Source organism: Acinetobacter uliginosus (assembly GCF_044130295.1).
Classification (GTDB): Bacteria; Pseudomonadota; Gammaproteobacteria; order Pseudomonadales; family Moraxellaceae; genus Acinetobacter.
Genome location: NZ_JBIQOC010000049.1, coordinates 1 through 21048 on the forward strand (window position 1 = coordinate 1; position 21048 = coordinate 21048).

Annotated in this window: 18 protein-coding genes; 8 read left to right on the forward strand and 10 right to left on the reverse strand. The window is 40.7% G+C overall.

Annotated elements, in window-relative coordinates:
- Positions 1-578 precede the first annotated feature (578 nt).
- Positions 579-2105 carry a TerC family protein gene (locus ACE01T_RS10340; protein WP_180080303.1) on the forward strand — a complete coding sequence of 509 codons (1527 nt, stop codon included), beginning with the start codon at positions 579-581 and terminating at the stop codon, positions 2103-2105.
- 278 nt (positions 2106-2383) lie between these two features.
- Positions 2384-3115 (forward strand): hypothetical protein, encoded by a 732-nt coding sequence (locus ACE01T_RS10345; protein WP_086195454.1) that lies wholly within the window; start codon positions 2384-2386, stop codon positions 3113-3115.
- Positions 3116-3226: 111 nt separating this feature from the next.
- Here the strand turns inward: ACE01T_RS10345 and thiM are convergent, their stop codons facing one another.
- The 3 genes from thiM to ACE01T_RS10360 form a co-directional block, all read right to left on the reverse strand.
- Entirely contained in the window at positions 3227-4048 is an 822-nt protein-coding gene (gene thiM, locus ACE01T_RS10350; RefSeq protein WP_086195453.1) for a hydroxyethylthiazole kinase, read from the reverse strand.
- Positions 4049-4123: 75 nt separating this feature from the next.
- Positions 4124-5287, reverse strand: a complete 1164-nt coding sequence (locus ACE01T_RS10355; RefSeq protein ID WP_086195452.1) for a hypothetical protein — start codon at positions 5285-5287, stop codon at positions 4124-4126.
- Positions 5288-5542: 255 nt separating this feature from the next.
- Positions 5543-5806 carry a hypothetical protein gene (locus ACE01T_RS10360; RefSeq protein WP_180042958.1) on the reverse strand — a complete coding sequence of 88 codons (264 nt, stop codon included), beginning with the start codon at positions 5804-5806 and terminating at the stop codon, positions 5543-5545.
- A gap of 433 nt (positions 5807-6239) precedes the next feature.
- On the opposite strand from ACE01T_RS10360, the gene pepN reads away from it, so the two are divergent.
- Entirely contained in the window at positions 6240-8846 is a 2607-nt protein-coding gene (pepN, locus tag ACE01T_RS10365) for an aminopeptidase N (protein WP_180080299.1), read from the forward strand.
- Between the two features lie 297 nt (positions 8847-9143).
- A complete protein-coding gene (locus ACE01T_RS10370; protein WP_086195449.1) occupies positions 9144-9359 on the forward strand; it encodes a hypothetical protein in 216 nt (71 codons plus the stop codon).
- Between the two features lie 165 nt (positions 9360-9524).
- Here the strand turns inward: ACE01T_RS10370 and ACE01T_RS10375 are convergent, their stop codons facing one another.
- Together ACE01T_RS10375 and ACE01T_RS10380 are read right to left on the reverse strand one after the other, a co-directional pair.
- Positions 9525-9968: a universal stress protein gene (locus ACE01T_RS10375; RefSeq protein WP_131274561.1), complete on the reverse strand. Its 444-nt coding sequence runs from the start codon at positions 9966-9968 to the stop codon at positions 9525-9527.
- Positions 9969-10099: 131 nt separating this feature from the next.
- A complete protein-coding gene (locus ACE01T_RS10380) occupies positions 10100-10543 on the reverse strand; it encodes a universal stress protein (RefSeq protein WP_166168925.1) in 444 nt (147 codons plus the stop codon).
- A 268-nt stretch (positions 10544-10811) separates the two neighbouring features.
- On the opposite strand from ACE01T_RS10380, the gene ACE01T_RS10385 reads away from it, so the two are divergent.
- Positions 10812-11813, forward strand: coding sequence for an alpha/beta hydrolase (locus tag ACE01T_RS10385; RefSeq protein ID WP_373456095.1), 1002 nt, complete (start codon positions 10812-10814; stop codon positions 11811-11813).
- Between the two features lie 349 nt (positions 11814-12162).
- Here ACE01T_RS10385 and ACE01T_RS10390 read toward each other — a convergent pair whose 3' ends face one another.
- From ACE01T_RS10390 to aceR, 4 genes are all read right to left on the reverse strand, one after another.
- Positions 12163-13344, reverse strand: a complete 1182-nt coding sequence (locus ACE01T_RS10390) for a benzoate/H(+) symporter BenE family transporter (RefSeq protein WP_180176126.1) — start codon at positions 13342-13344, stop codon at positions 12163-12165.
- Positions 13345-13480: 136 nt separating this feature from the next.
- On the reverse strand, positions 13481-14131 hold the full coding sequence (leuE, locus tag ACE01T_RS10395) for a leucine efflux protein LeuE (RefSeq protein WP_180042962.1): 651 nt from the start codon (positions 14129-14131) through the stop codon (positions 13481-13483).
- Positions 14132-14211: 80 nt separating this feature from the next.
- Positions 14212-15201 (reverse strand): transaldolase, encoded by a 990-nt coding sequence (tal, locus tag ACE01T_RS10400; protein ID WP_180080290.1) that lies wholly within the window; start codon positions 15199-15201, stop codon positions 14212-14214.
- Positions 15202-15289: 88 nt separating this feature from the next.
- Entirely contained in the window at positions 15290-16180 is an 891-nt protein-coding gene (gene aceR / locus ACE01T_RS10405; protein WP_180080287.1) for an HTH-type transcriptional regulator AceR, read from the reverse strand.
- 84 nt (positions 16181-16264) lie between these two features.
- On the opposite strand from aceR, the gene aceI reads away from it, so the two are divergent.
- Entirely contained in the window at positions 16265-16699 is a 435-nt protein-coding gene (aceI, locus tag ACE01T_RS10410; protein ID WP_180080284.1) for a chlorhexidine efflux PACE transporter AceI, read from the forward strand.
- 170 nt (positions 16700-16869) lie between these two features.
- On the opposite strand, the gene ACE01T_RS10415 is transcribed toward aceI, so the two are convergent.
- Positions 16870-18387 (reverse strand): acetyl-CoA C-acetyltransferase, encoded by a 1518-nt coding sequence (locus ACE01T_RS10415; RefSeq protein WP_180080280.1) that lies wholly within the window; start codon positions 18385-18387, stop codon positions 16870-16872.
- A gap of 240 nt (positions 18388-18627) precedes the next feature.
- Between ACE01T_RS10415 and ACE01T_RS10420 the strand changes: the two genes are divergently transcribed.
- Positions 18628-20019, forward strand: a complete 1392-nt coding sequence (locus ACE01T_RS10420; RefSeq protein WP_180080276.1) for a 3-oxoacyl-ACP reductase — start codon at positions 18628-18630, stop codon at positions 20017-20019.
- Positions 20020-20158: 139 nt separating this feature from the next.
- Positions 20159-21013, forward strand: a complete 855-nt coding sequence (locus ACE01T_RS10425; RefSeq protein WP_180080273.1) for a MaoC family dehydratase — start codon at positions 20159-20161, stop codon at positions 21011-21013.
- The last annotated feature ends 35 nt before the right edge of the window (positions 21014-21048 follow it).

The window sequence follows — 21048 nt, forward strand, 5'->3', positions numbered from 1 at the left end:
GATGAGATGTAACTCATTGAAATGTGTCATCATATTCGTCGTCAGAAAACAAGTATTATGCCATTATTTCAATGAGTTATCTTTTTTTGTCGTGTACAAAGAATAGAATTAGAAGCTTGCCTATCTTAAGTTTAGCTATCATTTATTCAATTCAATAATTTTGATCATCCTTGATTCGAATGAAAAAGGCTGGGGAACGGGTCTTGTTAATAAAATATTTTCGACATTGGGATTGTACATACAATAAGTCAATCCTATGTATGCAAGTAAATCCTCTAAATAAGTCTTTAAATAAATAATTGTTTAATAATATTTTTTGAATAATTTATTCATTGAAGGATCAATCTTAATTTTCTTAATCTAAAAATCGGATGAGGTCGAAATAAAAGCGTCAAAAGTAAGCTAAATTGCATGGCAGGCTAAGATGAAACTGTTCAAAATACAAAAATTTGATTACAAATTTAATAGATTGTGCATAATAAATTTATCTATTGTTGAAAAGGTCACTTATATGGATCCGTCGCCGTGCCGGTTTAAATTTTTTTTAACCAAATTCTTGAAAACGGAGATATAAACTAATGGAGTTTTTATTAGATCCGGGAATTTGGGTTGGTTTGCTTACCCTTATTGTTTTAGAAATTGTTTTAGGTATTGATAACCTAGTATTTATTGCCATTTTGGCCGAAAAACTTCCTCCAGAACAACGTGATAAAGCACGTGTAGTAGGTCTTTCCCTCGCTTTATTCATGCGCTTGGGCTTATTGTTTGCTATCTCTTGGTTAGTCACTTTGACCAAACCGCTTATTACCGTCTTTGATTGGACATTCTCAGGGCGAGATCTTATTCTTTTATTCGGTGGTTTATTCCTGGTCTATAAAGCTGTGACTGAACTGCATGAAAAAATTGAGGGCAAGCCTGAAGTTAAAGTTACCACCAATATTGTTTATGCAAGTTTTACCGCAGTTGTTACACAAATTGTAGTGCTAGATGCGGTATTCTCTCTAGATTCGGTGATTACCGCAATCGGCATGGTCGACAACATCTATGTGATGATGGTGGCCATGATTGTTGCCATGGCTGTGATGTTGCTGGCTTCTAAATCGTTAACTACTTTTGTAAACAGACATCCGACTGTCGTGATTCTGTGCTTAAGTTTCTTGTTGCTGATTGGTATTAGCCTAATTGCAGAAGGTTTTGGTTTCCATATTCCGAAAGGTTATATTTATTCAGGTATTGGTGTTGCCATTGCAATTGAAGCATTTAACCAGTTTGGTCAACGTAATGTAGCCAAACATGAATCTAAAATTCCATTACGTCACCGTACTGCAGATTCCATCTTGAAAATGATGGGCGGCAAAATGGAAACGGTCACTAACAGTGCTCAGCACTTTGAAGCGCAAGAAGCATTTGCTGATGAAGAGCGTTATATGATTGGTGGGGTATTAACCCTGGCAGAAAGGTCAGTTGCTTCGATCATGACTCCGCGCAGCCAGATTTCCTGGGTGAATTTGGATGACAGTGCTGAACAGATTCGTGAACAGGTACTTGCTGTACCGCATAGCTTGTTTCCAGTTTGTCGTGGTAGCCTGGATAAAGTATTGAGTGTGGTTCGTGCCAAAGAACTCCTTGATGTCATTGAAGAGCCAGAACAGCTCAGGGCTTTAATCAAACGCCATCGTCCGATTTATATTTTTGAAAAAATGAAAGTGATTGATGCCATTAATACCTTGCGTAGCTCGAAAGGTTCATTGGTATTGGTGAGTGACGAGTTTGGAAATGTGCAAGGTTTGATTTCTCCTCTGGATGTATTTGAGGCGATTGCAGGTGAATTCCCGGATGCTGATGAGCAGCTCGACTTGGTAAAAATTGATGATCATACTTGGAAAGCCTCTGGTATGCTTGATGTGTATCAGCTTGAACTGGAGCTGGGCATGCTGGATTTAGTTGAAGACGAGGCTGGTTATATCAGTCTTGCCGGTCTGATTTTAGAGAAAACTCATGGCAAAGTCAGTCTTGGGGCGCAACTGGAATATCACGGTATTCACTTTGAAGTGACTGAACTGGAAGATAACCGGATTAAGTCCGTACTCATTACCTATCCTTAGAGAATATGCTTGGGTAGAGTTTGGTAAAGAAGGTGATTCAGGATTTAAACTCGAGATTTATATCTTTTAATCCCTCTTTTTCCCTATTGAAAAAGCCTAATAGACTCGATCTGTTGGGCTTTTTTATTGTGCTTTGCCGTATTTTTATACAAAAAATTTCCTGAAATACTGCAACAAGATAAAAAATGGATGAATTGAGTTTAAATCCCTATTTCTAGTGATATTTAAGTAGATTGGAATCAGGAATAATTAATATATCAAAAAATTGGATCAATTTGATGCGTATTACAGAAACGATTTTCGATTTTGCAAAACTTGCATCTGAAGAAAAGCATCGTTTTTTTAAACTGGTCTGTGAGTTTGATCAGCACATTTTTCCGGATTCTTGCGAAGAAGAAATTTATAATTTTGTCTATGATCAGGATGCTGTTTCAGTTCTGGTCGTTCATTATTACCATAAGGACACACTGGTCGGACAAAATATTATTCCTGTGCTTAAGCTTTCTCTAGAGGGACAGCCTATCTTTGTGGTGAGTTACCGGGCGAGTATTTTACCCGCTTATCGTAAAGGTAACAGAACACTTAAAACCGCAATCCGAGTGGCAATCAATCAGCGAATTCGACATCCCTCCATTCCATTATGGTTTGTACCGACCATCATACAGCCTAAAATTTATACTTATTTTGCGTCTCGCTCACAGAATTTCTTTCCACGTAGATGCAAAGAAATTCCCCAACAATATTTAAAAGTTCTACAGATGATTCAGCAGCGTAAATCTGAAGTGCATAAACGTCGCGAAGATATTTTTGTCTATCCCTATGTGATGCCTCGCACTACACCTGAGCACATTCAACGTCTTAGAAATAAGGCAACACCGCATAGCAATTTTTTTATGCAGCATGTGCCGGACTATTTTGATGGCATGGGCTTGCTCTGTATCTGCAAATTGGATTTGCCAACGATTTTGGAAACGGTATTTAATTTATTTACAGGTCGAAAAATCTATTAAATTTCCGTCGTCATTCACTTTTTTATACCGATACTGGCATGAATATAAGCCCAGACCCGGTCATTACAATCTGAACCAGGTCAACCTTAGTAACCGGAATGTAGACTAAACTTAAAGGCTAAGAATTTTAAGATCCGCATATTGCTGGATTAAATCCGGATTTAAACTTTGAATTTGATCCATAAAGGCCACATTAAAACGTCCGACCGTTTGAGCTTGATCGAAGGCCAGTTTTCCTGCAATGGCAAAATGGGTATGGGCTGCAATCGTCGCAATAGTTGGTGATGTAACAGCGCAATAAGCTGCGATTAATGCACCCAGTGCACAACCTGTCGCAGTGACTTTGGGCTGTAAATAAGAACCGCCATTGACCTGAATTACGACATCTAGCTCTTTAGTCAAAATAAAATCGGATTCACCAGAAATGGCAATACAGTCAGCATGGGCTAACAGTACTTTAGCCTGATGATAGACATCGGCACTATCCAAAGTGCTATCCACGCCTTTGGATTCTACCTGGTTGCCTGCAAGCGTACTGATTTCTGAAGCATTACCTCGAATGACCGTGGGATGATATTGCAGTAATTTATCTACCATATCCGAACGCCATTTTAGAATAGGTCCATAACCTACTGGGTCGAGCACCCATGGGGTATGGGTATGCTGTGCTGTTTGTGCAGAAATTTGCATGGCCTGCATCTGTTCATGGGTGGGTGTACCCAGATTAATACTGAGTGCAGCGGCAATCGTAGTAAAACTTTCCGCTTCAAATGGATTGTCAATCATAGCCGGAGAGGCACCTGCGGCCAGCAATACATTGGCTGCATAATTTGCTGCAACACTGTTAGTAATACATTGCACCAAAGGCTGCCGGCTTTGCAGTTGTGTCCATGCTTCAACAATCTGCTCGACCAATGTTGACGTTTGATTCATGGGATTATTCCTTGAATTGTACAGGGTAGAGTCGGAGAAACTGGACATATCAATCACCATCTAGTGGGTGAAATTCTATTGGGTAAAATAGTGGTCTTGATGCTTACAGGTTCGACAGCAGAGTGTCACATAATTTTCAGCATCATAATCGACAGTAAGTTCATTAGAACCACAATACATACAGCGTTTTTGTGAATAAAAACTTAATCGCGGTTCAATTTTTTTCCATAACTTCCAGATGGGCTGGAAAAAAATACTTTCATCATAGCCCAGAAAGCGGAACAACAGGATTTCGCTCATCTTGCTAAAAGGAATGTTGTGTGGACGAGGCAGGGTGGAGGTTTCCCATTTTTCAGTTACGGAACGTTCACGATATTGTTGTAAGGTTTTCTTTAACAAATTGGTGTTAATGAAGTTTTCATTGCGTGCTTGTAGTACTTTTTGCTGATGCAAATATTCTAAAGCAGTTTGTACTAAATAGTAGATTTGACCTACTGCCAGAGAATCCATCAGGCGATAGCAGAAGGTCTGAAAGCTGTTGTTCCCTGCAATTTGAATGCCCCAAGTCCGACAATAAAACTGGGCGAACTGAATAATTTCCTGATACAGCACCAGATAAAGCGTATTTTTGACTTCATCGGCATTTTTAAAAGGCACACCCAAGGTTAAATTTTCATAGAACCAGTTTCTCAGTTGCTGGGTAATACTGAACAGACTCGGTTCCGAATAACCGTCCAAACGGACATTGACGTAATAATGATGGGCTTCGGATGCAAAATCCTTGGCAATCAGGATCTGTTCTTTTACCAGTTGCTTGATCAAATAATTCTGGAACAGATAATTTGGTGTAAGGGAATGATATTTAATGTTTTCCCAGTCTATATATTCATGATGCGTAGTATGTTCCTGAACCTGATTATCCAGAATACTGAGTAAAAACAATTTATTTAAAAAACTGATTTGATCCAGCCGGTATTCAACAGCATCTTTGTCTTTGGACTTCAGCTTACGCTGTTCTTGCAGCCGTGTTTCAGCCAGCATTTTTTTACGCTTGGACAGACATGTTTCACAGTGGCAGTTGCCACGTCCATCTTGAAACAGGCGATGATGACAGTGGCTGCATTCATGAAAATTCATTGCTTGATCGTACTGTTCAGCCTCTATCCAGAACATGGATGCCTGACATAAAGGACATGATGTACTTTCATCGAGCTGTTTTTGCAGAATTTGAAGAAGCATGGAATGGGTCGATCACAAGTCGGGTTAATCATTGCAGAGATTATACACCTGTCTTTTGCCAGGACGTGATGGAATAGTACTGAATGGAAAATAATTCGCTAAGCACAAGCTGGCCAGAAAGTAGGATACTGAAAAAATAGCCTAAGTTTTACAATACATTGAAATATGTGGAGGTGAAGACCTGATCTTTCATCTCCACAATAAAGGATAGAGGGCATCAGAAGGATGGGATTGAATCAGAAGGTAAGTTTTCGGTTAATAAGAGGCAGGACAAGGCAGAGACTCATCCTCCTCGCCTAGCTGCTTTGCATTAATCAAGGCCTGAACTTTTTTAGATGGAACTTTTTTGCTTCCTAGAGCATCGTAATTATTTAAAATTGCGCAAATATCCGCTGATTTCATTGGAATACCTTCACAGCTTAGAAACATGGCAATCACTTTGTGATCAATTCCGGCAGCATCAAGCGTTTGCATGGTTTTGATATTTTCAACGCGAACAATATGGTCTTTTAAATACATAATACACCTCTTCTCGTTTTGTTTTAATTTTATAGTGCGCTTTACACAGATGAATACAAGCAAAAATCGTGCTCAAAATGTAGTCATCTTGAAAGTTAGTGTCAATTTGGGTTAAGTCATTTTAGTCAATCTGAAAAAATTGAATTTATACAAACATATATGGAAAGCATCATTTCCGCCGTAGATGGTTATATGTCGGAAAGTGAGGTTCATATCAAGATTGACATGGTTCATGTACTGCACTCATGCATCTTTAGTGGTCAATGAGGACATTAATTGTACCAATGTGCGTAATCTGAATTGAAAACAGGCAGCAATATGCCCATATAAGACTTAAATCAATGGCACAGACAGATTGCGAAAGTTGTCGTATGATCGAAGCATTTCACAACAACAACGTCTTGGCTTAAGAACGACAGGATTAGGACATTATATGAATATCGCGGCAAACCCGGTGGTTGAAGCAGACCAGACTGTTTATTTAAAAGACTATCAAAAACCTTCTTTTTTGGTGGATTCAATCAACTTAGATATTCGAGTCTATTCAGATCATACCCAGGTCAATGCAAACCTGGTGATGAAACGCCAGACTGCCGGCGATTTGGTGCTGCTGGGCCGTGATCTGGAATTAAAATCCATTACTTTAAACGGCAAGTTGCTGACTGAGGCAGATTACACACTTGATTCAGAACAATTGGTGATTGCCAATGCACCAGATCAGGTCATTCTGGAAACTGAAGTGGTCATTCATCCGGAAAGCAATACCCAGCTTGAAGGTTTGTATCAGGCCAGTGGTGATTTATTCGTAACGCAAAACGAGCCTGAAGGTTTCCGTAAAATTACCTTCTATCCAGACCGTCCGGATGTCCTGTCTGTATTTACTACCCGTGTCGAAGCCGATAAAAAATTTCCGGTACTGTTAGCCAATGGTAACCTGATGGAAGCTGGTGAGGCTGGTGAAGGTCGTCATTATACTATCTGGCAAGATCCGACCAAAAAACCAAGCTATCTGTTTGCCTGTGTGATTGGTGATTTGGCGGTACTAAAAGATTCTTATGTGACCTCTGAAGGTCGGAACGTTTCGCTGGAAATTTATGCCGAAGAAAAAGACATTCCAAAATGCCACATTGCCATGGAAGCCCTGAAACATTCAATGCAATGGGATGAGGAACATTATGGTCGTCCCTATGACCTGGACAATTACATGATTGTGGCGACCAGTGCCTTTAACATGGGTGCCATGGAAAATAAAGGTCTGAATATTTTCAATACGTCTTGTGTGCTTGCCGATGAAGAATACACCACCGATGCTGCCATCATGCGAGTACAGTCGGTCATTGCCCATGAATACTTCCATAATTGGACCGGGAATCGGATTACCTGCCGTGACTGGTTCCAGTTGTGCCTGAAAGAAGGCTTGACGGTATTCCGTGATCAGTCTTTCTCGGAAGATTTACAGTCCGCAGCGGTACAACGTATTGATGATGTAGCTGTACTTAAAGCCCACCAGTTCCCTGAAGATTCTGGTCCATTATCGCATCCGCCACGTCCAGATCATTTTGTCGAAATTAATAACTTCTATACGGCGACGGTGTACGAAAAAGGTGCGGAAATTAACCGTATGATGTCGACCTTACTGGGTAAGGAAAAATTCCGTCAAGGTACAGACGAATATTTCCGCCGTCATGACGGTCAGGCAGTAACCGTTGAGGACTGGGTGGCTGCGCTCACTGCCGGTTCAGGCGTGGATTTATCGGTATTCCTGATCTGGTATAACCAACCGGGCACGCCAAAACTGCAAGCCACAGGCGAGTATGATGCTGCAACTCAAACCTATCGCTTAAGCTTTAAACAAAGTTTAAAAACGAATGCAAAATATCCTAACCTCAAAGCGGTTCCTATTCCTGTTGCATTAGCATTGTTTAATGCCGAAACAGGTGAGCAATATACCTTGCAATCTGAAGCACTGTTTGAAAATGGCGTAAAAGATGGCGTGTATTTATTTGATCAAAATGAGGCAAGCATTGAATTTAGCGGCGTAATGGCAAAACCTGTGGTGTCATTGCTGCGTAATTTCTCTGCACCGGTCAATCTTGAATTCAACTATTCAGATGAAGAACTGGCCTTCTTGATGCAATATGAAACCAATGGTTTTAACCAGTGGCAGGCCACTCAAACCCTGCTGGAACGTATTTTGCTGGAAGAGCATGATGCTGATATTTATATTCAAGCTATGAAAAATACTTTGCCTGAAGTCATTAAAAAAGATCCGCTCTTGGCTTCACGTCTGTTTGATGTACCGACTGAAGGCTATTTGGGTAGCCGTATTGATACCGATTATCAACCTGCTAAAATTCAGGAACAGCGTAATGCTTTGTTGGATACATTGGCACGTGACTTGGGTGCATTCTGTAAACAGACTTACCTGGACTTAGATCCGGATAATCAGAGCGAATTCTCTCAGGCGATGGGTGTACGTGCCCTCAGAAATATCATGCTTGGTATGATTGCACGTCAGGGTGATGCCTCTGCCTTTGATTTAGCGTATGAACAGTATCATACAGGCAATATGTCTGAACGTTTGGGTGCACTTAAAGTCTTGGTTTGGAATGATGCGCCACAAGCCAAAGAAGCTTTAGCAGACTTCTATAGCCGCTTTGAAGATGAAGCCTTGTCGTTAGATCAATGGTTTATGGTTCAGGCAGCGCATCCGAAAGCAAATGCAGAAACCATCAAATACTTAACTTCACATCCTGACTATGATTTGGGTAACCCTAACCGTATTCGTTCAGTAAGTGGCGGTTTAAATGCCAATCCAGTCAATACCTGGAGTTTTGGTGTGCAACACTTTATTGATCTGGCTAAATATCTGGATGAGAAAAACCCGATTGTCGGTTCACGCTTATTACAAGTGCTTTCTCGCTGGTACACCTTGGCAGAGCCACAATGTACAGAAGTGAAAAATGCACTGGAAGCCTTAAAGCCACAAGTGAAATCCAAAAACGTATCGGAAACTTTGAATAGTATGTTGAGTATCTAACTGAGCATCCATTAATCATGAAAAGCCTTTTCTTGGTGCAAACTAAGAAAAGGCTTTTTTTGTTGATATTTCAAGTATTGTGCGGGCTGAAAATGCTGCTTATGTTTAGATTGTCTTAGTTGAATACTGGAATAGTAAGACATAATTTATATTGCATAATTACTTTAAAAGTGTCGAATAAATCACTGTTATGGCTTAAAATAGCCATGTCAAAGCTCATCTTAAGGTGAGCTTTTATCATTTACAGACTGTGATTGCATTAGCCTGTCATTTTACTAAATAGACTGGAGATTGGTTTTGTTAGTTAAAATTGAAGATGGTTTTTACCTAAATTCTCAGCATATCATTGCAATTCGGGTTTCAAAAAATGCGACTGACGGAAATTTTGCTGTGCTGATTGAATATACACCGAATAATATTCAGGCGACGGGAAGCTATCAAAAAAACTTTGCCAGCAAACTTGAAGCAGAAATTTACCTGCAAAATTTACATCAACATATTTCCAAAACATAAAGGGTGTTGAGGTTACTTCAATGCTGATTAAAAACAGTTTCTTTGGCAAATACGCCCCATTCAGTTTACCAGCTTGAGATCAAGTGCATGGATGGCGGCAGCAGAAGCACATGATAGATATGCTTATATAAAAAAGTCCCTGTACTACAGGGACTTTTTTATTGCTTAGACTTTCATAATCAGTACTGGAATAGGAGACTGAGTCAAGACTTCTTGGGCCACACTTCCCAACACTAATTTCTTAAATCCGGTACGACCATGTGAGCCCATAATAATCAGATCGGCACCCACTTCATCGGCAACCTGCATAATACCTTCAGCAGGTGATACACCCCGAACGATTTTGGTATCGACCGCAATGCCATCACGAATGAAAGATTGCTTGATTTCTGCCAGGTTCAACTGTGCATTTTTTTCAGCTTCGATAAAGTAATCGGTAATTGCCGGTGCGACTTTATAAAAATCAACTCCAACAAAAGGATCAACCGCAATCACACTGGTAATGGTGACCTGGCAATTTAAAGGTTTGGCCAAAGCCAGAGCCTGTTCAACAGCGGCATAAGAAATAGGAGATTCATCTACTGGAACCAAAATATGTTTATAAGTCATGAAATTACCTTATGAATATTGCTGAATGGATAAGTGTGATGGAGATTTATAATCAGTTATGATGATCATTTTACCAATTGCCGAAATTGATAAAATGAGCCTTTCATCTATGGAGAGGCTCATTAAAAAACTTATTCTTTGACCACTAAAACAGGAAGCTTGGTGGTTTTTAGAACATCCTGAGCAAAGCTGCCCAGAAGGAATTTTTGAAAACCTTTACGACCGTGAGAACCCATCACAATCAGGTCAGTTTTCAATTTTTCCGCAGTTTCCAGAATACCTTCTTCTGAAATATTGCCCTTAATGATTTGAGGTGTTGCAATGACACCATTTTCAGCGGCAATTGCTTTGGCTTTTTCTAAGGCTTTTTCGGCATTGGCATAAGCCTGCACAAAATATTCTTTCATGATTGGAGATGGATAATAAAAATCTGCTTGAGAAAATGGGTCTTCAGTAACCAAGCTGATCAATGTTAACTGACTGGAAAATGCTTTAGCAATTTGAGCTGCATTTTTAACTGCAGAGAAAGAAATTTCTGAGCCATCAACTGGGACTAAAATATTTTGATAAGACATAAGCATGATTCCTTAGCATTTATTATGTAGCTATTGTTTATACATAGCACATTGTATTGAATTGATCAATTTACTCTGTAAAAAAATGTTTTAAAATTCATTAAATTATATACAAATTATAAATATAACTGTATTCACTGTGACATTCAAAAACCGAGTTTAAAAATCAACATTTGGGCCTGTATTTCTAAATGTTTAAACAGTCATTAAAATGCTGCAAAATATGATGATTTTTCTCAATTTTGTGGAAAAGTTGATAGGGCAAATTGTGTATTCGAAATCTTTTAGTCTAAGTGTATGCCTCATTGCTGCACTATCCAGTAGTGCTTGCCAGAATATACAAAGCAATAGCAAGGTCATTGCCAGTGTATTTAATGCCTCGACCAATGTTCAAAAAAAGTTTATTGATCGGCATGCTCCTGAAGTTTTAGCTCAAACCAATATTGCATATCTGCAAAATCCGGCGCTGCATCTGGATCTTTACCAACCCCGTGATATTGCAGAGTTGGGAAACCGGCCGACGGTGGTCTGGATTCATGGCGGTGGCTGGATTTCCGGTTCTAAACAACATGCTCGAGGCTACTTTAAACGTCTTGCTGATCAAGGCTATAACGTGGTTTCAGTCGAATACCAATTTGCTCCGCAAACGATTTATCCTGAGCAGCTGCTGCAAATTAATCAGGCCCTAAAATTCATTAGCGAGCATGCCGAGACTTACCATATTAATGCCCAGCACCTGTATCTGGCGGGTGACTCGGCAGGTGCAAATTTAGTCAGTCATTATGCAGCTTTACTCAGTAATCCTGATTTTGCCCGAAAGTCTGCGATTTCACCGTTAATCCAGCGTGAGCAAATTAAAGGGTTGATCCTGCATTGTGGTATTTATAATATGAATGCCTTTATCAAAACGGCTCCAGATGAATTAAAACTGATTGAATGGGGAGTGTTTAATCTGGTTCAGGCCTATACCGGCAATAAAAAAGATGATACAGATTTCTTAAAAAGCATTTCTCCCATTCAATATTTAACTGCGAATTATCCGCCTGTTTTCATTAGTGGCGGCAATAAAGACTTTTTGACCAGGACTCAGTCTGTCCCTTTTGTAAGTGCTTTGCTTAATCAGAAGATACCGGTAACCGAAGTTTTTTATCCTGAGTCTAAAGAGTTTTTGGTCCATGAATATCAGTTTATGATGAGTAAAAGGGCCAGTCAGCAGACATTTAAGCAAACCATCCAGTTTATTCAAAAATATAGTGATTCAGCTTTGTAGCTTCGTTTTAGACAGGTCATATCTAAAAATGGGACAGCCCTTAAATTATTTAAAATAGTACTTTAATGTAAATTGAGCAAAAGATGATTAGAATTCTGTTTTGTTAGCTTATCCCCTACTGGGTTTAGCTATTATTTTAGAAGAAACAGAACTCACTTTTTGCTCAAAATGGAAGATTCTGGCAAACAGGGATCGAGTTTGCTGGTGATTGTGTGTTCTAAATTCATCGGGCGGGGTTAGCAGGAAGATTAAGAAATTATCATCCTGCATGTCAAGCACACAATTATAAACCTGATTCTGGCTTACCCTGTGCAGGAATATCCATAGCCTGATTAATAAACCGCAAAAATTATTTGCAGGATTGCACTACTTTAAACCTGAATATAATGGATACGACAATACCAAAAATTAAACCCCAGAAGGCTGAACCAATCCCAAAAAACTGAATGCCGGAAGCGCTGAATAAAAAGGTCAATAATGCGGCTTCTCGTTCGCGGACATCCTGAAAGGCGATAGCTATGTTGTGGCTAATGGTGCCCAGTAAGGCAATGCCGGCCAGAGCAACAATAAAAATGGCTGGGAAAGACATCAGCAAACTGGTCAGTGTCGCCGCGAAAACCCCCATCAAGATATAGAAAAATCCACAGCTTATGCCGGCAATATAGCGTTTCTCTGGGTCAGGATGAACCTGATCATCCAGACTGACGGCTGCACTAATGGCTGCAATATTGACCGTGTAACAGCCAAATGGAGCCAGCAGGGTCTGGGTAACTCCGGTCCAGCCAATCAGCTGATTGACATGGGGCTGATAGCCATAGCTTTTGATCATGGCAATACCGGGTAAATATTGTGATGCCATGTTAATGACGAATAATGGCAAGGCCAAACCCAAAAGGGCGGACCAGCTAAATTCAGGACTAATCCATACCGGTTGCGCCAAACTCCATTGTAAAACTGGAGGATGAAACTGCATAAACATTGGACAGAGCACAAGTCCGGCAATCACGGTAATGACGATGCTGTAACGTGGAGACAGACGTTTAGACAGAACATACGCTGCTAACAATGAAATGATAAAGCCCCAGTCATTTTGCATGCTGGCAAACAGGGCAATGCCGAATTTGAGTAACACACCTGCCAACATGGCACTAGTTAAGCTTTGTGGAATATAAGATAAAATTTTCTGAAAAATACCCGAAAAACCTAAAATGGCACTGAGTAAACCACAGACCAGAAATGCACCGATGGCTTCGTGCAAGCTATAACCATTGCCAGTGGCTAAAATCAGGGCCAGTCCAGCAGTTGACCATGACGTGGCAACTGGATATTTAAATTTCCAGGACAAAATTAAACCAGACAGTCCAATCCCTAAACCTAATGCCCAAAACCAGGAGCTAATTTGCTCTGGCGTAGCCCCTAATATTTGTGCAGCTTGAATGACCAAAACTGCCGAAACACTGATACCAATCAGAAAGGTAATGAAACCTGCAAATACCGCAGGAACGGAAAAGTCTTGGAGAAATTTGTGCATACATCCTTTGCGTGCTGGATTTGTTAAAATTTGAAAAGTGTAATAATCATACGCCTGTGGTTAATAAGCGGAAAGAAATTATTGCCTCAATTTATAGGCTTTTTACAGGTTTAATTTGCTTCTTTAGACCGTAGAACTACAGGGTTGAGGTCGCGAGTTTAATCCCGAAACCACAAAATAACAGTCCCACAGCTGCTACACATGAGGCCGTTACTTTATAACGCGAAGTAAAATAAGATGCCAGTTTTGCACCGGAAAAAATCAGGATGGTTAAATAACTCATGCTAATGATCTGCAAGATGACTGCAAGTGCAGTAAAGGTAATGGCCGGATAAGGATAGGCCGGATCGACAAACTGCACAAAAAAGGACAAATAAAATAAAATGGCTTTGGGGTTTAAAATACTGATGGTTAATGCTGTTTTAAAGGGTTGCAGCTGTTCAATATTTTTTTCTACTGTTGCTATTTGTGTTGTGGAGTGCAGGACATTCCAGGTGTGATAGGCAGCAATCAGCAATTTTATGCCCAAATAACTTAAGTAAATTGCACCGATAATCTTTAGTAAGGTAAATACCCAAGGGAAAGCATGCAGTAATGAGGCTGCACCCAATGCTGTCAGTAGAATTAAAATCAGGTCACCGGTATAGACACCAAAAGCACTTTTATAGCCGGCTTTAATACCGAAACGTGAAGCGATGGACATCACATACAGTGAATTTGGACCGGGTAGTAATACGATTAGGGTAGTGCCAATAATATAGGTGCTAAGATCGGTTATGCCGAACAAAATATACTCTCAAATCATCAAAAAAGCCGACCTGTTCACTATAACAAAATCGGCTTTTTTTAGGGAAAGATAGGAATAAATTAAGCTTTAATTTCAGCATCCAAGCCGAAAGATTGGCGCAGTAAGGTATTTAACTGTTCACGCGCTTTAATAAATCCGTCAATGCCGCTTTGTAACAGTTGAGAAGACATTAAATCTTTTTCAATCTGAGCTTTAAAGCTTTCTTGGGTTAAAGGCTCAACCTGATGCTGGCAATGGGCCTGAGTATGATCGTTGCTAAGCTGGGCCACCACTTCACGCTGGTCCTGTTTCAGTTCTGCCAGAAGGTTAGGAGAAACGGTAAGCAGATCACAGCCAGCCAATCCAAGTACCTGATCTATACTGCGGAAACTTGCGCCCATTACTTCTGTTTTGATGCAATGCTGCTTGTAGAAATGATAAATCTGTTTGACTGAAAGTACACCCGGGTCTTTATCAATTGGATAATGATCGACATTTTCCGCTTTTTTATACCAGTCCAGAATACGGCCGACAAAAGGTGAAATCAGGGTGACATTGGCGTCCGCACAGGCTTGAGCCTGATGCAAGCCGAATAACAGGGTCAAGTTACAATGAATGCCTTCAGCTTCTAATGCTTTGGCTGCCTGAATGCCTTCCCAGGTGGAAGCGATTTTAATCAGGATACGGTTCTGATCGATCCCATAGGTTTTATATAATTCCAGAAGTTCTTTGGCTTTGGCAATGGTGGCTTCAGTATCGTAAGAAAGTGCTGCATCGACTTCGGTAGAAACACGTCCTTGAATCAGTTTTAGAATTTCCACACCAAACTTGACTGTCAGGATATCGATGGTACGTTCAACCAGAAGATCGCCACTATACCCTTCAGATTTCGCCTGTTCAAAGGCAGCTTCAATCAGTTCTTTATTTTCAGGCTGATTCGCTGCAGCTGTAATCAGTGAAGGATTTGTTGTTGCATCAAGAGGGCGAAATTTTTCGATTGCGGAAAAATCGCTACTGTCGGCAACAATGGTAGTAAGGTTTTTTAATTGATTTAAGGCTGATTGAGTCATTGTCGTCTGGTTCTTAAAGTTATTTCCCGTTTATTTGTTATATCACAATCTCCTGTTATCCAAAGTAAAAAGCGCGTATAAGACCTGTCTATTTTATGTTTTTTCTTGAATTTCGGATGTGATTAATCAAAAAATGAGCAGCAGCACCCAGCTGGCTTTCACGACTCCAGACCAGATCAACAAAATATTCAAATTTTGGAGTGAAATCCAAAAAGTTAAGAATCTTAAGTTGTTGTTGAATATGCGGATTCTGGTTTAGCATTTCTAAAGGTAAAACTCCCCATCCCAGACCCTGCTGGATCATGGCACAGGCAGATAAATGGTTATCTGTACGCCAGTATTTTTTTGAAAATAACAATTCCGGCTTGATGCTGCGATCGCGACTTGCCACTACAATTTGCCGGCTTTGCAAAATTTGCTCATAGCTCACCTGTTCAAATGTGGCCAAGGGGGAATCAATAGCCGTAACCGGCACCAAAGCCTCACGCTTGAGTTCGACAAACTGTTCGCGCGTTTCCAGCTGTTCGCGTTCAAACATGAGTGCTAACTGCGCAGTCTGGTTGAGCAGCATCTTTAAGGCATCTTCCTGCGGAGCTGAAAAAATATTGATTTGCAGTTCTGGAAACTGTTTTTCCAGCAATGAAATATAGTCAATCCATTTTGTGTGCAACAGTTCAGAGACCACCACAATATTTAAAGCAGATTCCAGACCTTGACTCAGGGCAAAAGCTTGCTGTTTCCATTGATTGATTTCAATTAAGAGCTGTTCGGTTTTTTCATATAAGGTTAGCGCTTGTGGGGTCGGTACAGGCTCACGGCCAGCACGGGTGAAGAGGGATAAATTAAGATCAACTTCCAGATTGGCAATCGACATACTAACTGCCGAAGGTACTTTGCCGAGCTGTCTGGCAGCCGCAGAGAATGAGCCGCTTTCAATCACGGTTTTAAATATGATCAGTTGTTCTTGATTAATATTCATCTATCAAAACTTTTGAAAGAATCTAATTCGATTAATCAATATTATCAAAATAAAATGTCTGCATCCAAATGAAAGAGTTTTAAAATGTTGATGTCAAAAAGAAGGATAATCCATGCGCTAAGCTATGAAACGATCCTACTGGTGATCATTGCAATTGCATTAAGCTTTATTTTTGAAATGCCTATGGAGGTGACCGGTAGCTTAGGTGTTGCAATGGCCGTGACTTCCGTGATTTGGAATATGACTTTCAATCATTTTTTTGAAAACTTTGAAGCCAAACGTCAACTGAAAAGAACAGTCGGTGTACGTGTTTTACATGCTATTGGTTTTGAAGGTGGTTTGATGCTGGCGACCATTCCAATGGTGGCTTATGCTTTGGAGATGTCAATTTGGCAGGCAATTTTGACTGATCTCAGTATGACTTTGTGTATTCTGGTCTATACTTTTATTTTCCAGTGGTGTTATGACTATATTGAAGCTAAATTGAACATTAGTCATCATGTGAAATCTACAGCCTAATTTAAATCTGTGATCTAAAAAGCATGGCTGATGTATGGTTTTTGATAGACACTCATCTTATTTGTATTTTCGCATATTCAAGATATTAGTGAGCATATAAATAGCCAAATAATAAGATGATAATAAAAAAGCCCCTCACTCGAGGAGCTTTCCTGAACCAAAGATTCAGATTATTTTTCAATAATTGCTGTTACACCTTGACCACCCGCAGCACAAATCGAGACTAAAACACGGCCTGAACCTTTTTGGTGAATCAGTTTTGCTGCGGTTGCGATAAGACGACCGCCAGTGGCTGCAAATGGGTGACCCGCTGCTAAAGATGAACCTTTAACGTTAAGCTTGGAACGGTCAATTGAACCCAGTGGAGCATCCAAGCCTAAACGTTCTTTACAGAATTTTGGGTCTTCCCATGCCTTAAGGGTAGAAAGAACCTGTGATGCAAATGCTTCATGAATTTCATAGTAGTCGAAATCTTGCAGGGTAAGACCGGCACGTTCGAGCATACGTGGAACGGCATAAGCAGGTGCCATCAACAAGCCTTCTTTTTTCTCAACAAAGTCAACTGCTGCAGTTTCCTGGAATGTTAAGTAAGCTAAAATTTCGTGACCATTGGCTTTAGCCCATTCCTCAGAAGCTAACAATACACAAGATGCACCATCAGTGAGTGGAGTTGAGTTGCCCGCAGTCATGGTACGTGCATCACCTTTACCAAAAGCCGGTTTAAGTTTTGCAAGTTTTTCTACAGAAGAATCTGCACGTAAGTTATTGTCACGTTCTAAACCGATGAATGGTGTGATCAGGTCATCGAAGAAGCCTTCTTCGTATGCAGCCGCCATTTTTTGGTGAGATGACGCTGCAAGTTCGTCCTGTGCTTCACGAGAAATACCCCATTCAAGTGCAGTAATCGCCTGATGGTCACCCATAGAAAGACCGGTACGTGGCTCACCGTTTTTAGGGGCATCCATCAAGTCTTTAACATTAATTTTGGTTAATGCTTTTAAACGGTCTTTCGCGGTTTTCGCAATGTTCAGTTCAAGCAATGCCTTACGTAAGCCATCACCGAAAGAAATTGGCGCATCAGAAGTCGTATCTACACCACCCGCAATACCGACTTCAATTTGACCCAGTGCAATTTTGTTGGCAATCTGGAATGCTGCTTGCAAGCCTGTACCACAGGCTTGCTGAATATCGTAAGCAGGTGTTTCTGGAGCAAGTTCAGTATTTAACACGCACTCACGGGTCATGTTAAAGTCACGGCTGTGTTTTAAAACTGCGCCGGCAACGACTTCGCCTAAACGTTGACCTTGTAAATTAAAACGCTCAATCAGACCATTTAATGCTGCAGTAAACATGTCGCTGTTAGAAGCAGTAAAGTAAGCACCGTTTGAACGGGCGAAAGGAATACGGTTACCACCGATAATTGCAACGCGGCGAACTGTGTTTTGGCTCATGGTGTTATCCTGTTGAACAGACGTTTGAGGTGTAGATTCGGGTGTTATTGTCGTTGAAGCTATAGTTTTACTACGTGCCGATGTGGAACGGGTACGGGGTGTTTTAGGCGCAGCATCTGCTGACGTGGCCGCCGGGCCAGAAGTTTTAGTTGTGCGCGCAGTACTTTTTGATGGTTTTGACACAGTTTCCGTAGCAGAATTATCGACTGCCGGATTTTCTTGAGTTGTTTTGCTCATCAGGCTTTTCCAAGCATTTTACAGTATTCTTGGCGTGTACATTAACATAATCTAAAAACAGCTGAATTGACTAAAATGACATTAGGCAAAGCATTCAGGTCAAGACATCTATAATTTAACTCAAGTATGATTCTATGGAAACTGATGGATGTATTGAAATATAAGTGCCTGACATCATATTGAAGTTAAAAAGATATTTTCAAAACCATCAAAAATTAATTTGTATGAGAGATAATAAATATGACTGATCAATACCAAACCTTTGCAAAATCTCCTATTGGTAAATTTGTCATCAAAAATTTAGGCTTGCCATCGCCAACTTTTTTAGAGCGTTTTGAGTCTGCGACACCTGTAGTGAAAGGGGCGGTGTTATTTGGTGCTGCATCATCAAGTACATTATCTGGTGCAATCGCACAGGTTCTGGCCAATATTCATGCCAATAGCTACGCAGGTAACAACTCCGAATTACAGCAAGCAGCTGCAAAAACAGGTTTAAATCTGGGCGCTTTTCACCCGGGCGATAAAGAGTCTAAATTTAAAGCAGTCATTTTTGATGCGTCTGGTATCCAAAACTCTGAACAGCTAAAAGAACTTTATAACTTCTTTAACCCGATTGCGCGTCAAATCCAGGCTTCAGGCCGTGTCATCGTTGTAGGGATTAGCCCTGAGACTGCAAAAACGCTAAAACAGGCCATTGCCCAACGTGCACTTGAAGGTTTTGTAAAATCAGTCGGTAAAGAGTTTAAGAAAGGTATAGCGGCAAATCTGATTTATGTTGATCAAGGTGCTGAAGCAAACCTTGAATCTACAGTGCGTTTTGCATTATCTCCGCGTTCTGCTTATGTTTCTGGTCAAGTTATTCGGGTTTCTAAAGCTGAAGTTGTCGATGTAGACTGGGCCAAACCTCTTGCTGGAAAAACTGCTGTAGTCACTGGTGCAAGCCGCGGGATTGGTGAAGCAATTGCCCATGTACTTTCACGTGATGGCGCACATGTCATTTGCCTGGACGTTCCCCAACAGCAGGCGGATCTGGACCGTGTTGCGGGTGCCATTGGCGGTTCAACTTTAGCAATTGACATCACGGCTGCGGATGCCGGTGAAAAAATTAAGGCTGCAGCAGCGGCGAAGGGCGGTCTTGATATCATCGTACATAATGCAGGAATTACCCGTGACAAAACTTTGGCCAATATGAAACCAGAGCTTTGGGATTTGGTGATCAACATTAACTTGTCTGCAATTGAGCGTGTCAATGATTACCTTATTGAAAATGCAGGGTTGAACAGCAACGGTCGTATTGTTTGCGTATCGTCAATTTCAGGTATTGCGGGTAATTTAGGGCAAACCAACTATGCTGCTTCTAAAGCGGGCGTGATTGGTGTGGTGAAATTTACGGCACCTATTTTGAAAAATGGCGTAACCATTAATGCCGTAGCACCGGGCTTCATTGAAACGCAAATGACAGCGGCAATTCCATTTGCGATTCGTGAAGCAGGTCGCCGTATGAACTCAATGAGTCAAGGCGGTCTACCGGTTGATGTTGCTGAAACAATTGCATTATTTGCATCTTCAGCGTCTACAGGTTTAAATGGTAACGTGGTTCGTGTGTGTGGTCAAAGCTTGTTAGGGGCTTAACACATTAAAATCCTCTCCCTTGGGGAGAGGATTTAGGAGAGGGAGATAAGGGGATATATTATTAACCCTCTCTCTAGCTCTCTCCCAGAGGGAGAGAGAACTCCATTAAATAAATTAGAAAAACTTCCAAAGGTTCAGTATGAATACTCGCCATTTTAGTCAACTTCCAAAACCTTATTTAGCCTATCCGAAAGTGATTCAAGGCTTGATTTTTAAAAAGCCTAAAGGTGAACAAGTGCTGCCGCAAGTTGAATATGTGGTGGATTCATTCAAGGTCGATCAAAAGCATCTTAAAGCTTATAACGAAGTGTGCGGCTTCAAGAATAATGGTTATATTCCAGCCATTTATTTAGCGGTGCTATCGCAAAGCCTGCAAATGCATATGATGACGACTGAGACTTTCCCATTTGCAATTTTAGGTCTGGTACATATTCGCAACCAGATTAAACAAAACCGCAAAGTGGGTACTAATGAAGCATTAACATTGTCCTGCAAGTTTGGTGATGTACAACCTCATGATAAGGGCGTGCAGTTTGACTTTATGACCACGGCGAAAGTCGGCAATGACGTGGTGATGGAAGGGGTAACTACCTATTTAGCCCGTCAAAAAACCAGTGTTAAAGCTACTCCTAAACTGGTAGACAATAAAACGCCAGCCTATGAACTCAATGCCGAATGGAATGTATCTGAAAATACCGGTCGCCGTTATGCTTTAACGTCTGGTGACTTTAACCTGATTCATATCCATGCCATCACGGCAAAAGCATTCGGTTTTAAACAGGCGATTGCCCATGGTATGTGGAGCAAAGCGAAAGCACTGGCCAGCTTAACTTTGCCAGATGCCTACGAAGCTGATGTCTGGTTTAAGCTCCCGATGTATCTCCCTTCAAAAGTGGAGTTCTTGACTGCTCAGGAAGGACAAGATACCGAGTTTGTCATCCGAAACGGTAAAAACAAAAAACCGCATGTCACGGGAAGTGTCAAAGCACTTTAAGACCAAAGCCTAAGTCACTGTCGATTTAGGCTTTT